This is a genomic window from Streptomyces azureus, from assembly GCF_001270025.1.
In the GTDB taxonomy this organism is placed as follows: Bacteria; Actinomycetota; Actinomycetes; order Streptomycetales; family Streptomycetaceae; genus Streptomyces; species Streptomyces azureus.
The window spans coordinates 21,565-35,013 of the sequence record NZ_DF968361.1; the positions used below are offsets into that span (position 1 = coordinate 21,565).

A 13,449-nucleotide genomic window follows, 5' to 3' on the forward strand; every position below is an offset into this window, starting at 1 on the left:
TCAAAGGGAGGGTCAGGAAAAGCGGGTGCGGAGCTCGGCTTCGAGGGTTTCGAGGGTGCGGCCCTTGGTCTCGGGGACGTAGAGCTTGACGAAGGTGAGGGACAGCACGCCCGCCACCACGAACAGGAAGAAGGTGTTGGAGATCCCGATCCCGGAGACCAGGGACGGGAAGACCAGCCCGATCACGAAGTTGGTCAGCCACAGCACCACGGCCGCGATCCCCATGCCGAAGCCGCGCATCCGCATCGGGAAGATCTCCGACAGCATCAGCCAGGTCACCGGCGAGATCGCACCCTGCTGGAAGGCGAGGAACGTCACCGTCATGGCGAGCACCGCGAACGCCCGCGCGTCACCCGAGGGCAGCACCAGGGAGAAGACGCCGATCAGCAACAGGGCGACGGTCGTACCGGCCTGACCGGTCATCAGCATCGGGCGGCGCGGCACCCGGCCCAGCAGCCAGATGCCGACGAAGGTGGCCAGCACCGAGATCACGCCGTTGGCGATGTTCGCCGTCAGCGCGCTGTCGGCGGCGAAACCGGCGTCGGTGAGGATCTGGGTGCCGTAGTACATGATCGTGTTGACGCCGGTGATCTGCTGCACGATCGCGATGCCGAACCCGACGAACATCAGCTTGCGCACCCACGGCGTGCTCTTCATGTCCTGCCAGCCGCCGAGCTTGGCCCGCTCGTCCTTGACGGCGAGCGCGGACACCTCCTTCAGCTCGGCCTCGGCCCGGGCCTGCGACCGCACCTGCCTGAGGACTTCGAGGGCCTCCCCGAAGCGGCTCCGGGATGCCAGCCAGCGGGGGCTCTCCGGCATCACCAGCATGCCGAACCAGAGCACCACGGCCGGCAGCGTGGCGACGACCAGCATCCAGCGCCACACGCCACCGGACTCGCCGCCGACCTGGGCGATGATCGCGTTCGACGTGAAGGCCAGCAGCTGACCGCTGACGATCATCAGCTCGTTACGGGTGACGAGAGCGCCGCGCCGCTCGGCGGGGGACACCTCGGCGAGATACACCGGCACGGTCACCGACGCGCCGCCGACCGCGAGACCGAGCCCGAACCGTGCCACGATCATCACCTCGGTCGTGGGGGCGAGCGTGCAGCCGAGCGCGCCGACGAAGAACAGCACGGCCAGCAGCAGGATGGTGCGCCGCCTTCCGCGTGCGTCCGACAACCGGCCGCCGGTCACCGCGCCCAGCGCGGCACCCAGCAGCAGCGAGCTGGTGACCATGCCCTCGGTGACCGGGGTCAGGCCGAGGTCGTCGGTCATGTAGGGCAGGGCGCCGTTGATGACTCCGGTGTCGTAGCCGAAGAGCAGACCACCGAACGTGGCGATGATCGTGATCAGCCTCAGCCGCCGCCTGACCGCCGGAGGAGCGTCGTCCGCGACGGCGGTGGCGGGGGGTGGGACGGGGGCCGGTGTCGTGTCGTCCGTGACGTCCATGGCCGCTCCTTACCTGTCGATGTTCGGGCGCCGGGTACCCGACAGTCCGCAGGCGGCCAGGTGTTCACGGGTGCTGACCGCGATCGGCAGCGGCACCTCGGGAGCGCACGGGTACAGGTCCTGCTCGACGATCACGAACAACTCGGCGTCGAGCCCGGCGAGTTCGGCCACCACATCGGCCGGCTTCGGCACTCCGGCCGGAGGTGACACGCACACCCCGCGCTTCACGGCCTCGCCGAAGGACAGGTCCTCGGCCGCGACCTGCGCCAGGATCTCCGGGTCCATCTGCTTGATGTGCACGTAGCCGACCCGTTCACCGAAGCGGCGGATCAGATCGAGGTTGTCCCCACCGCCGTACGCGACGTGCCCCGTGTCCAGGCAGAGGTTCGTGTAGCGGCTGTCGGACTCGTTCAGCAGCCGCTCGATCTCTCCTTGCGTCTGGATGTGGCTGTCGGCGTGCGGGTGGACGACCAGCCGTACGTCGTACTCCTCCAGCAGCAGCCTGCCCAGCCGGTCGGCGGCCCGGCCGAATCCGGCCCACTGCTCGGCGGTCAGCTCGGGCGACTCGGTGAACGCACCCGTCTTCTCGTCCCGGTACATCGGCGGGATGAAGACGAGATGGTGCGCCCCCGCGGCGGCGGTCAGCGCGGCGACCTGCCGGACATGGGCGAGCATCTCGTCCCACGACTCGGGCCGGTGCAGTGCGCCGAACGCCGTACCGCCGGAGACCTTCAGCCCCCGGGCCTCCAGTTCGGTCTTCAGCCGCTGCGGGTCGGTGGGGAGATAGCCGTACGGGCCGAGCTCCAGCCACTCGTACCCGGCCTGGACGAGCTCGTCGAGGAAACGGGTGTACGACACCTGGTGCTCGTCCTGGGGGAACCAGACGCCCCAGGAGTCGGGGGCGGATCCGAGGCACAGGTTGCCGACGGTCGTACGCAGCGGGGCTGGCACCGTTGCCATGGTGAGAGTCCTTCGGGGAGAGGAAGGGGGCGGGCGTGACACTGATGCGCTCTACTAGCGCGCTCTAGTTCGAGTACGATGACCCCTGTCCAAATGTCATGTCAATAGGTTGTTGCCGGGAGATTGCGGGGTCCTCGTACGGACCCCGTGCGGGACGCCCCGTAAGGTGGTCGGCGTCGGAGGGTGGGTTCACACGTGGATGCATCGGGCAGGCAGCGGCCCACGATGGCGGACGTCGCCGAGAAGGCGGGCGTGTCCCGCGCGCTCGTCTCGATCATCTTCCGAAACCAGGCGGGGGCCAGCCGGGAGACGCGGGAACGGGTCCTGCGCGTGGCCGACGAGATCGGTTACCGGCCCGACAGCGCGGCCCGGCTGCTGGCCCGTGGCCGCAGTCGCACGCTCGGCGTGATGTTCACCGTGCACCAGACCTTCCACACGGACCTCATCACCGGCATCTACCCCGAGGCCGAACGGCTCGGTTACGACGTCCTGCTCTCCGGGGCCACCCACGGCCGCAGTGAGGCCAAGGCGGTCGAGGCGCTGCTCAGCCACCGCTGCGAGGCCGTGATCCTGCTCGGCCCGGACGCCGAACCCGACTATCTCGCCGAGCTCGGGCAGCGCACGGTCGCCGTCTCGATCAGCCGCCGGGTGCCCCAGGCCCATGTCGACTTCGTGCACTCCGCCGAGGGCAAGGGCGTCCGGCAGGCCATGGACCACCTGGTGGAGCTGGGACACCGCCGGATCGTGCACATCGACGGCGGACGCGGCCCCGGTTCGGCGGAGCGGCGGCGTGCCTACCGCGCCGCGATGCGCCGCCACGGGCTTCAGGCGCAGGCGCGGGTGATCCCCGGTGAGCACACCGAGGAGTCCGGTGTCGAGACCGGCCGGCTGCTGCTGGCCGAACGCGGCAGCGGCCGGCCGCTGCCGACGGCGGTCCTCGCCGGCAACGACCGCTGCGCGATGGGGCTGCTGATGGCCCTGACCCGGGCGGGCGTCGAGGTCCCGCGTGACCTGTCCGTCGTCGGTTACGACGACAGCCACCTCTCCCATCTGATGCCGCTCGGCCTGACCACCGTGCGCCAGGACGCGTTCCTCATGGCCGAGCACGCGGTCCGCTTCGCCGTCGAACGGCTGGAGAACGGGGAACTGCCGCCGAGGGAGGCGGTGCTGGACCCCAAACTGGTGGTGCGGGGAACGAGCGGGCCCGTTCCGGCGGAGGGCTAGCGAGTCCCTTTCCCGGTCAGTCCCTTTCTCAGCGCGTCCCCTTCTTCGCGAACTCGGCGACGCTGTCGACGTTGTCCTTCGTGACGAAGGCCGGCCCGGTGAGCACGGGAGCGGTGCCGCCGCCGCTGAAGTTGCCGTTCGTCCGGTAGAGCCACAGCGCGTCGACGGCGAGGTAGCCCTGGAGGTAGGGCTGCTGGTCGACGGCGAACTGGATGTCACCGCCCTGGATGGCGCCGACGAGGTCCTTGTTGAGGTCGAAGGTGGCGACCTTGGCCTTGCTGCCCGCGTCCTTGACCGACTGCACGGCGGTCATGGCGATCGGGGCGCCCAGGGTGACCACCTGGTCGATGGTGGAATCCTTCTGGAGCTTGGCGGTCAGCGTCGACTTCACGGAGGGCATGTCGGTGCCGTTGACGTACAGGTTCTCCGTCGTGCCCTTGAAGCCCTTCTTCAGGCCGGCGCAGCGCGCCTCCAGTGCGACCTGGCCCTGCTCCTGGATCACGCAGACGGCGTGCTTGGCGCCCTGCTGGTTGAGGCGCTCGCCGAAGGCCTGGCCGGCGATGTTCTCGTCCTGGCCGAAGTACTCGAGCATGCCGAGTTCCTGCCAGTTGTCCAGCCCGGAGTTGAAGCCGACGACGGGGATGCCGGCCGCTTTGGCCTCGGCCACGACCGCCTTCATGGCGTCGGGCTTGGCGGCGGTGAGCGCGATGCCGTCGACCTTCTGGTCGATGGCGTTCTGCACGAGGTTGGCCTGGTTCCCGGCGACGGGGTCGCTGGAGTAGACGAGCTTGATGTTGTCCTTCGCGGCGGCGGCCTGGGCGCCCTTGCGGATCAGGTCCCAGAAGGTGTCGCCGGGTGCCGCGTGGGTGACCAGGGCGACGGTCATCCGGGGTGTGGTGGCCTTGCCCGCGGCGGCGTCGGTGCCGCCGGTCTCGGACTGCTTCCCGCCGGAGCCGCTGGAGCAGCCGGCGGCGAGCAGCGCGCCCGCGAGGACGGCGGTGGTCAGGGCGGCGGATCTGTGGTGTCTGCGCATGTCTGGTGCACCTCGGTGTGCTGGGGAGAGGGGGCCGTGCCCGGCTCCGGGAGGTAACTGGAGCGCGTCACTAGCGCGCTCTAGTGGCAGGTACTATGCGTGCGCCCTGGGGTGATGTCAACAGCTTTGTCAGGACGTACCAACAAACAGGGCGTTCCAACAAGCAGGGCGTTCCGGCAAGACAGGGCCGCCCGCACACACCGGCAGTGCACGGCGTGCGCGGGCGGCCCCGCGGGGCGGACGGTTCTCGGTCCGTCCGGCCGGTCCCGCTCAGCTCTCCGGTCTGCTGATGTTGACCATCCAGGGGACGCCGAAGCGGTCCGTGCACATGCCGAACACATCGCCCCACATCTGTTTCTCCAGCGGCACCGACACCGAGCCGCCCTCGGAGAGCTTCTCCCAGTAGCCGGTCAGCTCGGCGTCGTCGTCGCCGCTCAGACTCACCGAGAAGGGCTGGCCCGGCGCGGACTCCATGCCCGGCGGATTGTCGGCGCCCATCAGGGTGAAGCCGCTGGGGGTCTCCAGCATGCCGTGCATGATCTTGTCGGCGTTGGGGGCCTCCGCCTGGCCGAAGTCGCCGTAGGTGTTGAGGGTCAGGGTGCCTCCGAAGACCTCCTTGTAGAACTCCATCGCCTGCCGGGCGTCGCCGTTGAAGGACAGGTACGGGTTGAGGCGCGAGACCATGAGAACCTCCGTGAAGGGGTCGAGGGCCAGGTGCGCGCAGCGTAACGCCGGGCACCGGCGACGGCTCGTCGAGCGGTGCCGTGCCGGGGGTGGCGCGTCCCTCCCGGTGACCGGCCTCGTCACCAACCGCGCTGTTAGCGTGGCGCCTTGAGCAGAGGGGGAGGACCGCGCTCATGACAACGACCACCTTCCGCATCGGCGGGGATCTGGACGTACGCCGGCTCGGTTTCGGAGCCATGCATCTGCCGACCGAGGCCGGCCCTGCCCGGGAGAACGCCCTCGCGGTCGCCCGGCGGGCCGTGGAACTGGGCGTCACATTGATCGACACGGCCCATCTGTACGGCGGGGGAGCCAACGAGGAGCTCCTCGCCGAGGCACTGCACCCCTATCCGGCCGAGTTGCTGATCACGACCAAGGTCGGTGTCGCGCGCATCGAGGGCGAGTGGCGGCTCGACGGGCGGCCCGAGACCCTGCGTCACCAGGTCGAGCAGGCCCTGCGCCGGCTGCGCGTCGAGCGGATCGAGCTGCTCCAGCTGCACCGCATCGCCCCCGGGGCACCGCTCGCCGACCAGCTCGGCACGCTGCGGGACCTACCAGACCGAGGGCCTGGTCGGCCGGATCGGGCTGTCGGAGGTCACCGCCGCCGAGCTGGCGCAGGCCCGGAAGATCGTCGACATCGTGAGCGTGCAGAACCGCTACAACCTGCTCGACCGTGAGCACGAGCCGGTGCTCGACGCCTGTGCGGCGGCCGGAATCGCCTTCCTGCCGTGGCGGCCCGTCGCCTGGGGGAAGGCGGGGGCCGAGGCTGAGATCGCGGCCGTGGCGGCCGACCTCGGTGCCACGCCCACGCAGGTCGCGCTCGCCTGGCTCCTGCACCGCTCGCCGGTCGTCCTGCCGATTCCCGGCACGGCACGCATCGAGCACCTGGAGGAGAATCTCGCCGCGGCGGACCTCGACCTGACGCCCGCCCACCGCGACCGCCTCGACCGGCCGGCCGGGGGAGCGGGGAGCGCGGCTGGAGCGGACTGAGACAGGGCCTCACACCCACAAAGGGACCCGGTATGGGGGCACACGGGGCTCCACGAGGGCTCAGGCCTCGTCGGACGACCCGCTGTTCCAGTCGTACGGGCCGCCGCCGCGCCACTCGATCAGCTCCGTGTCGTCGACTGCCGTGTCGGCGGTGGGCAGGCCCTCGCGGTGCAGCAGGTCCAGCACGTCGAAGAGGCTGTAGGCGACGCCCATGCGCTCGCCGTGGATGGTCACCAGCCGTCCGCCGTCCGACGCGGGCGGCTGCACGACCACAGGGGGTTGACCGTCCATAGCCCCACCATGCTCCCGAAAACGCCGGTTCGCAGCTCGGACGGGCCGATAAGGGGGTCCTGAAGCGGGAGGGAGCCGGTCGGGCCCGCCGGTCCTGAGCCGGTCCGGCCCACCGGTCCCCGGCCCCGGCCCCGGAGGCTCTGTGCGCCGGTGACAAGGCACGATCCGGAAACTGAGTTCTTATCAGCACCCCCTGAGCGACCTCCTGCCGGAGCCCTAGCGTCCGTGGCATGAACATGAACTGTAAGGCAAGAGGGAAGTGGCGGGGGGCCGCACTGGCGGTGCTGCTGACCGCCGGGACGCTCACGGCCGCGGCTCCGGGTGCCCGGGCCGACGGCGCGCGAACCGAGACGCCGGTCGCGTCGACGTCGCCGGTGACCGGGGTGACGGAGTCGGTGGTGCGGGTGAGGGCGCCGCTGCCGCAGGCGGCCGGGCCGCGTCCGGCCGCCTGCGACTGGCTGTCGTACCTGCGCTACCGCTCCACCGACGGGCCCGCCGCCTCGGCCGACGCGGACCGGATCCTCGTCGCCCAGCCCGGCATCCTGGAAGGGGCAGGGGCGTTCGACAGCGTGGCCCGAAACACCGTGGCGCGAGCCGCCGAGCAGGGCCTGCACATCGAGTTCTGGGCACTGGACCGGCGCTCCAACTGCCTGGAGGACCGCACCGGCATCGCCTCCGGCGACCAGCACACCGCAGTCGACTACTACTACCGCGGCAAGCAGGTCGACGGCCGGACCTTCGCCGGCTTCGCCGGCAACGAGAAGCTGGGCTGGATGGCGAAGCTCGGCATCGAGCAGACCGTGCGCGACCAGTACGACCTGCTCACCGCCGAGTTGCCCGACCAGACGCAGCGCAAGCGGAAGGTGCTGTGCGGCGGGCACTCGCTGGGCGGTGTGATCACCGGGTACTTCGCCGCCGCCGACTTCGACGGCGACCGGGCCACCACGGCGGACGCCGGCTACAACCAGTGCGCCGGCTACTTCGCCCTGGACACGACCGTCTCCACCTCGCTGGCCGACCTCCGCGGCAGCCTGCCGGACGACACCAACCTGCCCGACATCGGCCTCGGTTACGGCGTGGTGCAGGCGGGACTCGACAGCGGGGTGCTGCCGCGCACGCTGTCCGCGCCGGTGCTGCTCAACCCCGAGACCATGACGCTGCTCGGCATCGCGGGGATGGGTGCCCTCAAGGACCCGGACGCCGAAGCGAGCCTGCCGCGCTACCTGCCCTCCAACCTCAACATCGAGGCCACGCACCGCGCCCTGTTCTCCAAGGACACCGCCGCCTTCCTCACCGGCAAGCCCGCGGTGAAGGACTTCCGGCTCACCAACGGGGCGGTGCTCGGGGCGCTGCTGGACGACAACTCCGTACCGCTCGCGTTCCTCCAGACCAGCCTCGGCTTCTTCGACGGTGGGCCGATCGCCGACAAGAGCTTCCCCGTGGCCAACGGCGGTGAGCAGCAGCCCGGGCTGTACGGCACGGCGTACAAGGCCATCCCGGACCGGCCGCAGGGACCGCTCTACACCTGGCGCAACTACGACCGCGTCGGTGACCCCGACGACCCCGGCCACCGGTCGGCCGACGGCACGCCGTTCACCGGCGCCGGCGAGGAGGTCACCGACGTGCGGCAACTGGCCCGCAGCCTGGCAGAGCAGCCGCTGGACTTCACCGAGCAGTACTTCCCGACCAAACTGATCACCGACATCGAGATGGCCGGCTCGCCCCAGGTGAAGAAGCTCGTCGTCCATCCCGGCGGCCTTACCGCCAACCCGGTGCTCACCGTCCTCGCCGGTGAGGGACTCCTGGCCGGCCGGGCCCCGGCCGAGCTCCACCCCGTGATCGCCGACGGCTACCAGCACCTCGACGTACTGACCGCCGCACCCACCCAGAACAACGGCCGGCCCGAGATCGTGTCCACCAGCCTCGCCGGGTTCGCGCGGTCGCCGCGCTGACGCTCCGCGTACGCAACAACGGGCCCGGGAGGAGATCCTCCCGGGCCCTTCAGTGTGCTGCCGAAGCTCAGAGCCTGCCCGCGGCGAACGTCGCCGCAGTGTCCGCGTCGTCACGGTAGCCGAGGTGCGCCCCGACGTCGCCGCCGCCGCTCTCGCAGACGGGGTCGCCCTTGGCGCAGATGTCCAGGGTGCGGCTCTGGTACGGGCCGGTGACGCTCTTGCCGATGGCGCGGATCGGGTTGCCGAACAGCAGCACCGCGGCGACCTTCGGCTCGACCGCCGCGGGCAGCGTGGCCACGATGGGGCTGCCGACCACCGCGCCCGCGCTGCTGATGCCGATCGAGTTGTCGACGACGTTCGCGCCCTGCGAATAGCCGACGAGCACGAACCGCTGATTCGGACAGGCGGCGGCCTGGCTCTTCACATGGTTCACCAGGTCCGCGTTGCCCTGCGCGGCAGACGTCAGGGAAAGGTTCGCGGGATAGTTCACCGCGTAGCTGGACAGGCTTTTGCCCGCCGCCTTCTTCTGAAGGGCGGAATACACCGGGTCGCCGACGATGAAGCCGAGCGTGCCCGGCTCGAAGGTGCCGCGCGCCGAGACGACTTCGATGTCCGAGCAGGCCGCGGCCGCAGCCGGGGGAGCCGAGAGGGTGGCGAGACCGGCCCCGCCGGCCAGTGAGAGCGCGGCGAGACACAAACGGATACGCATGGGGGGTCCTCCGCGGGTGAGGCGCGTCGAGCGCCTGCGAAAAAGGATGACCCGAACGTATTCGCTGTGTCTCCCAGGGTGTTATTGACAGGATTATGGAATCGCCGCGGTTTTTTGTTGCCGATTGAGTACGGGAAGTCAGTTCGGCGGCGTGCGCAATGACTCCGCGCGCAACGCGAGAATCAGGTCGAGGCGGGTCTCCGGGTCGTGCAGGGCGTCGCCGAACAGCTTCTCCAGCTGGCGCAGGCGGTAGCGGACCGTCTGCGGGTGGATGTGCAGCCGCACGGCGACGTCCGGCACGTTGCTGCCGCTGAGCAGCCACGCCAGCAGTGTCTCGGCGAGCCGGTCGCGCTGCCCGGCCGAGACCGTGTCGAGCGGTGCGAGGACCCGCTCCTGGAGCCGTTCGAGCAGCGGCTCGTCGCCGTACAGCAGCAGGGTCGACAGATGGTCGGCGCACCGCACCACACCCTGGCGCGGGAGGAGCCCGCGCCCCATCAGCGCGAGCGCCCGGGTGGCCAGGCGCAGCGACTGCGTGGCGTCGGTGACCGCGACCGTCGGGCCGATCGCGGCCGGCCGGCCGCGCAGCGCGAGCGTGAACGCCCGGCCGAAGCGGCCGGAACCGTCCGGGTCGGGCACCAGCATGCGCGGCGGCCGGGACTCCATGTCCACCAGCGCGCCCGCCGCGGCCAGCGGCCGGTCCTCCTCCCGCCGGTCCGGCGCCGCCGCGAGCGCCACGACGGCGACCGTCCGGGGTACCGGCCAGCGCGCGCTGTGCGCCAGATCCTGCACGGCCTCCAGCGCCACCGGCCCGTCCTGGAGCAGCAGGTCGAGCAGCCGCCTTCGGCGCCGCTCCAGCTCGTCCGAACTGCGCAGCTGTGCCTCCGCGTAGCCGGCCGCGGCCGCCTGGGCGACCTCGTGCACGGTCCGGAACGCCAGCTCGCCGAGCGCCGCGACGACCGTGGAGTCAAGGCCGAGTTCCTCCGCCGTATGACCCATCAGCCGCCAGGCGTGCATACCCCCGACCCGCAGCGCGGACTGCAACGCGTCCAGGCTGCGGCCCTCCAGCGCCTCGCCGCGCCCCAGTTCGTAGTACGTCGCCGCGATCGCGCCCCTGTCGTCGCACGGGTCGGCGATGTGGTCGACGAACAGGGTCAGCGCCTGCACCACCCCGGCCCGCAGGTTCCTGCCGTACGCCCCGTCGGCGGGCCGGGCGTACTCGGGGACCTGACGGCGGACCTCCTCCTCCACCTGATCGGCGACGGCCGCCAGCTGGGCGCGCAGCAGCTTCGCCAGCTCGGGCGGCATCGGTGGCATACCCGGGCGGTCCGGCACGCCCTGCTGGGCGGGCACAGCCATCACGGACACTCCTTTCGACCGGAAGCGGCTCACCCGCGGACTGTAACCGCTGGGACGAGCGGGAAGTCCTGTGTAGGACGGACGACCCCTGCGTTCCGTTCCGTGCCCCGACGGCACCCCCGTCACTCCGGCACGCCCAGCGCATGGGCGAGCATCGGCCACGAGGCGGTGAACTCCCGCTTCCAGTAAGCCCAGTCGTGCCCTCCTCCCGAGTAGAGGTGCGTGGTGGCGCGAATGCCCAGGCGGGCGAGCGTGCCGGCGAAACCCTGGGCCGAGGGCCACAGGGCGCTCTCCAGCACCCCGGGCAGCGGATCGCCGCTGCCGCCGCCCACCCCGCTTCCCTGCGAGACGTACAGGGCGGTACCGCGCAGCCCGGTGGCGTGGGCCCGCGGGTTGAACTCCCGCCAGGTCAGGAGGTTCAGCAGCGGATGACCCCACAGGGAATGGGCCGGCAGGTTCTCGCGGGCCACGATGGCGTCCATGATGGGGGGAACGCCGGGCGCGGTGGTGTCGAGGACGCCGCTGAAGGAGGCCGCGGCCTTGAACGCCCCGGGGTGCCGGGCCGCGTGCGCCATCGCACCGTAGCCGCCGGTGGAGACCCCGGCGACCGCCCGTACGCCGGAGGCCCGGTAGTCCCGGGCGAGCAGCGCCTGTACCTCCTTCACCTGGAACGTCTCGTAGTCGGGGCCACTGCGCCAGACGCTGGGGATACCGGTGGGGCCCGCGTCCGGCATCGCGACGATCAGGTCGCGGCCCTCGGTGAAGGCCTCGATGTCGGTCTCCCGGGTCCAGGACGTGTAGTCGTCGTGGGCGCCGTGCAGCAGATACAGCACGGGGTACGTCCGCTCCGGCCGCGAACCGAAGTCCGACGGCAGGATCAGCCGGACCGGCGCGCTGCGGCCGAGCGCGGCGGAGGGCACGGACACGTCCAGCGTGCGCGGCCCGAGCCGGGTGGCGGCCCCGGCACGGGCCGTCCCGCTCGCGGCGCCGAACAGGACGGCGAGGCCGGCGGCGGCCGTCGCTCTGGCGACAGTGCGCCGGGACACTCCCGCAGCGGGCTTCGGCGGCAGGTGGGGCATGGCGGCTCCTCGTGGTTCCGGTTTCAGGGGGCCCGCTCGGCGAGCACCCGGCTCAGGTGGGCGGCGATCTCGTCGACGTGCGGCGGATCGAGCAGCGACAGATGGTGACCGGGCACCGGCACGACCTCCAGGCGCGGGCACACCTCGTCCCAGCCCAGCGCCTTGTCGTCCCGTTCGTACGCCGGGTCGCGCACGGTGTGGGGCGCGGGCTCGGTGGCGCGGTAGAGGACGACCGGCCCGTCGTAGTCGCCGGGCAGGTGCGACTCCCCGATGCCCATGTCCAGGTAGGAGGCGCGCTGGTGCTCCAGTGCGGCGGGCGGCACGTCGGCGGCCTCGCGCAGCGTTCGCAGCACGATGTCGATGCGGTCCCGGTCGTCGTCCATGGCCACGAGCTCGTCGTACGGCAACTCCAGCCGCACGCCGTAGGCGTCGGCGACGTGGCCGGCGAAGCCCTCGAAGTGCGCCCGGATCCGGTCGGCGTGCGTCAGACCGGGCCGGGGGAGGGGGCGTACGGAGTCGATGAGCACGACCAGCGGCACGTCCCGTCCGGCGGCGGTCAGCTGCCGCGCGGTCTCCTGGGCGACGAAGCCGCCGAAGGACCAACCGCCCAGCAGGCAGGGCCCGTCGGGATGGGCGGCGTCGATCGCCTCGGCGTAACGGCGCGCCTTCTCCGGCACGGTCCGGGCCTCCTCGATCCGCTCCAGCCCGTAGACCGGCCGGTCCTGCCCGAGCCGTTCGGCGAGCGTCCGGTAGACGGTGACCGGGCCGCCGGCCGCGTGGACGAGGAACAGCGGAGGCCGGGAACCGGTGGCGCGCAGCGGGCGCAGCGGGGTGTCCTCACGTGGGAGGGCTTGCTGGATCCGGGCGGCGGCGTCCTCGACGGTGGCGGCGGTGAACAGGTCGCGCAGGGGCAGTTCGATGCCGAACTCGCGCTCCACGGCCGTGCGGACACGGACGGCCATCAGCGAGTCCAGGCCCAGATCGGCCAGGGCGGTGCCCGGGGTGACACGGGTGGGCGGGTGGCCGGAGACGGCGGCGATGTGGTGGGTCAGCCGGGTCAGGACCGACGAGGGCTCCGCCACTTCGGCGAGAGGTGCCTCCGGCTCCGGCACCGGCTCGGTGCGGGCCCGCCCGTCCGTCCACCAGTGGCGTACGTGCCGCCACCGCGGCACCGGCAGGTCGACGACCCGGCCGGGCGGCGCGGGCAGCCGCTGGCCCGCCACGTACAGGGCGCCCAGCTGCCCGGCGAACGCCTCCGCCCCGTCGGCGTCCCGGCGCAGGGTGGCCAGGGCGAGGGCATCGGGCACGGTGTCGGCGACGGCCCCGGCCAGCACCGGGTGCGGCGAGATCTCGACGAACGCCGTGTGGCCGTCGGCCGCGGCCGCCGCGAGCGCCCGGTCCAGGCGGACGGGCCGCCTGAGGTTGGCCACCCAGTGGGCCGCGTCGAACAGGCAGTCGCCGCGCGGGTCGTCGAGGACGGTGGAGTACACCGGGACGCGCGGCCGCCGGCCCCGGATGCCGGACAGCGCGTCGGCGAGCTCCGGCAGCAGCGGGTCCACCTGAGGCGAGTGCCCGGCGCCGACGACCCGCATGGCCCGTGCCGCCCGCCCCTGCCCCTCCAGCCGGCGCACGAGCCCGGCCACCGCGGCCTCCTCACCCGTGACGACCTTCTGCCGGGGG

General features: G+C 71.8%; 11 protein-coding genes and 1 pseudogene. 3 read left to right on the forward strand and 9 right to left on the reverse strand.

The window, feature by feature from the left end; genetic code table 11:
* Window positions 1-12 precede the first annotated feature (12 nt).
* Together AOQ53_RS28780 and AOQ53_RS28785 are read right to left on the reverse strand one after the other, a co-directional pair.
* On the reverse strand, window positions 13-1,452 hold the full coding sequence (locus AOQ53_RS28780; RefSeq protein ID WP_059421675.1) for a sugar porter family MFS transporter: 1,440 nt from the start codon (window positions 1,450-1,452) through the stop codon (window positions 13-15).
* A gap of 9 nt (window positions 1,453-1,461) precedes the next feature.
* Entirely contained in the window at window positions 1,462-2,412 is a 951-nt protein-coding gene (locus tag AOQ53_RS28785; RefSeq protein ID WP_059421677.1) for a TIM barrel protein, read from the reverse strand.
* Window positions 2,413-2,637: 225 nt separating this feature from the next.
* Between AOQ53_RS28785 and AOQ53_RS28790 the strand changes: the two genes are divergently transcribed.
* Window positions 2,638-3,636 (forward strand): LacI family DNA-binding transcriptional regulator, encoded by a 999-nt coding sequence (locus AOQ53_RS28790; protein ID WP_059421679.1) that lies wholly within the window; start codon window positions 2,638-2,640, stop codon window positions 3,634-3,636.
* Window positions 3,637-3,664: 28 nt separating this feature from the next.
* Here AOQ53_RS28790 and AOQ53_RS28795 read toward each other — a convergent pair whose 3' ends face one another.
* Both AOQ53_RS28795 and AOQ53_RS28800 read right to left on the reverse strand, forming a co-directional pair.
* Window positions 3,665-4,669: a substrate-binding domain-containing protein gene (locus tag AOQ53_RS28795; RefSeq protein WP_059421681.1), complete on the reverse strand. Its 1,005-nt coding sequence runs from the start codon at window positions 4,667-4,669 to the stop codon at window positions 3,665-3,667.
* A gap of 270 nt (window positions 4,670-4,939) precedes the next feature.
* Window positions 4,940-5,353: a VOC family protein gene (locus tag AOQ53_RS28800; protein ID WP_059421683.1), complete on the reverse strand. Its 414-nt coding sequence runs from the start codon at window positions 5,351-5,353 to the stop codon at window positions 4,940-4,942.
* A gap of 173 nt (window positions 5,354-5,526) precedes the next feature.
* On the opposite strand from AOQ53_RS28800, the pseudogene AOQ53_RS28805 reads away from it, so the two are divergent.
* Window positions 5,527-6,382 (forward strand): annotated as a pseudogene (locus AOQ53_RS28805) (aldo/keto reductase).
* Window positions 6,383-6,442: 60 nt separating this feature from the next.
* On the opposite strand, the gene AOQ53_RS28810 reads toward AOQ53_RS28805, so the two are convergent.
* Window positions 6,443-6,673 carry a hypothetical protein gene (locus AOQ53_RS28810; protein WP_059421685.1) on the reverse strand — a complete coding sequence of 77 codons (231 nt, stop codon included), beginning with the start codon at window positions 6,671-6,673 and terminating at the stop codon, window positions 6,443-6,445.
* A 230-nt stretch (window positions 6,674-6,903) separates the two neighbouring features.
* Here AOQ53_RS28810 and AOQ53_RS28815 point away from each other — a divergent pair, with 230 nt between their 5' ends.
* Window positions 6,904-8,625: a hypothetical protein gene (locus AOQ53_RS28815; protein WP_059421687.1), complete on the forward strand. Its 1,722-nt coding sequence runs from the start codon at window positions 6,904-6,906 to the stop codon at window positions 8,623-8,625.
* A 67-nt stretch (window positions 8,626-8,692) separates the two neighbouring features.
* Here AOQ53_RS28815 and AOQ53_RS28820 read toward each other — a convergent pair whose 3' ends face one another.
* The 4 genes from AOQ53_RS28820 to AOQ53_RS28835 all read right to left on the reverse strand — a co-directional run.
* On the reverse strand, window positions 8,693-9,334 hold the full coding sequence (locus AOQ53_RS28820; RefSeq protein ID WP_059421689.1) for a cutinase family protein: 642 nt from the start codon (window positions 9,332-9,334) through the stop codon (window positions 8,693-8,695).
* 138 nt (window positions 9,335-9,472) lie between these two features.
* A complete protein-coding gene (locus AOQ53_RS28825; RefSeq protein WP_059421691.1) occupies window positions 9,473-10,690 on the reverse strand; it encodes a PucR family transcriptional regulator in 1,218 nt (405 codons plus the stop codon).
* A gap of 122 nt (window positions 10,691-10,812) precedes the next feature.
* Window positions 10,813-11,769 carry an alpha/beta hydrolase gene (locus AOQ53_RS28830; RefSeq protein WP_059421692.1) on the reverse strand — a complete coding sequence of 319 codons (957 nt, stop codon included), beginning with the start codon at window positions 11,767-11,769 and terminating at the stop codon, window positions 10,813-10,815.
* A 23-nt stretch (window positions 11,770-11,792) separates the two neighbouring features.
* The coding region (locus AOQ53_RS28835; RefSeq protein ID WP_148640387.1) for an acyltransferase domain-containing protein at window positions 11,793-13,449 on the reverse strand (1,657 nt) is incomplete at its 5' end.

Bases quoted from the DNA above. Each gene is read 5' to 3' on its own strand.
- AOQ53_RS28780 (WP_059421675.1), bottom strand. From the start codon at position 1,452: ATGGACGTCACGGACGACACGACACCGGCCCCCGTCCCACCCCCCGCC.
- AOQ53_RS28785 (WP_059421677.1), bottom strand. From the start codon at position 2,412: ATGGCAACGGTGCCAGCCCCGCTGCGTACGACCGTCGGCAACCTGTGC.
- AOQ53_RS28790 (WP_059421679.1), top strand. From the start codon at position 2,638: ATGGCGGACGTCGCCGAGAAGGCGGGCGTGTCCCGCGCGCTCGTCTCG.
- AOQ53_RS28795 (WP_059421681.1), bottom strand. From the start codon at position 4,669: ATGCGCAGACACCACAGATCCGCCGCCCTGACCACCGCCGTCCTCGCG.
- AOQ53_RS28800 (WP_059421683.1), bottom strand. From the start codon at position 5,353: ATGGTCTCGCGCCTCAACCCGTACCTGTCCTTCAACGGCGACGCCCGG.
- AOQ53_RS28810 (WP_059421685.1), bottom strand. From the start codon at position 6,673: ATGGACGGTCAACCCCCTGTGGTCGTGCAGCCGCCCGCGTCGGACGGC.
- AOQ53_RS28815 (WP_059421687.1), top strand. From the start codon at position 6,904: ATGAACATGAACTGTAAGGCAAGAGGGAAGTGGCGGGGGGCCGCACTG.
- AOQ53_RS28820 (WP_059421689.1), bottom strand. From the start codon at position 9,334: ATGCGTATCCGTTTGTGTCTCGCCGCGCTCTCACTGGCCGGCGGGGCC.
- AOQ53_RS28825 (WP_059421691.1), bottom strand. From the start codon at position 10,690: ATGGCTGTGCCCGCCCAGCAGGGCGTGCCGGACCGCCCGGGTATGCCA.
- AOQ53_RS28830 (WP_059421692.1), bottom strand. From the start codon at position 11,769: ATGCCCCACCTGCCGCCGAAGCCCGCTGCGGGAGTGTCCCGGCGCACT.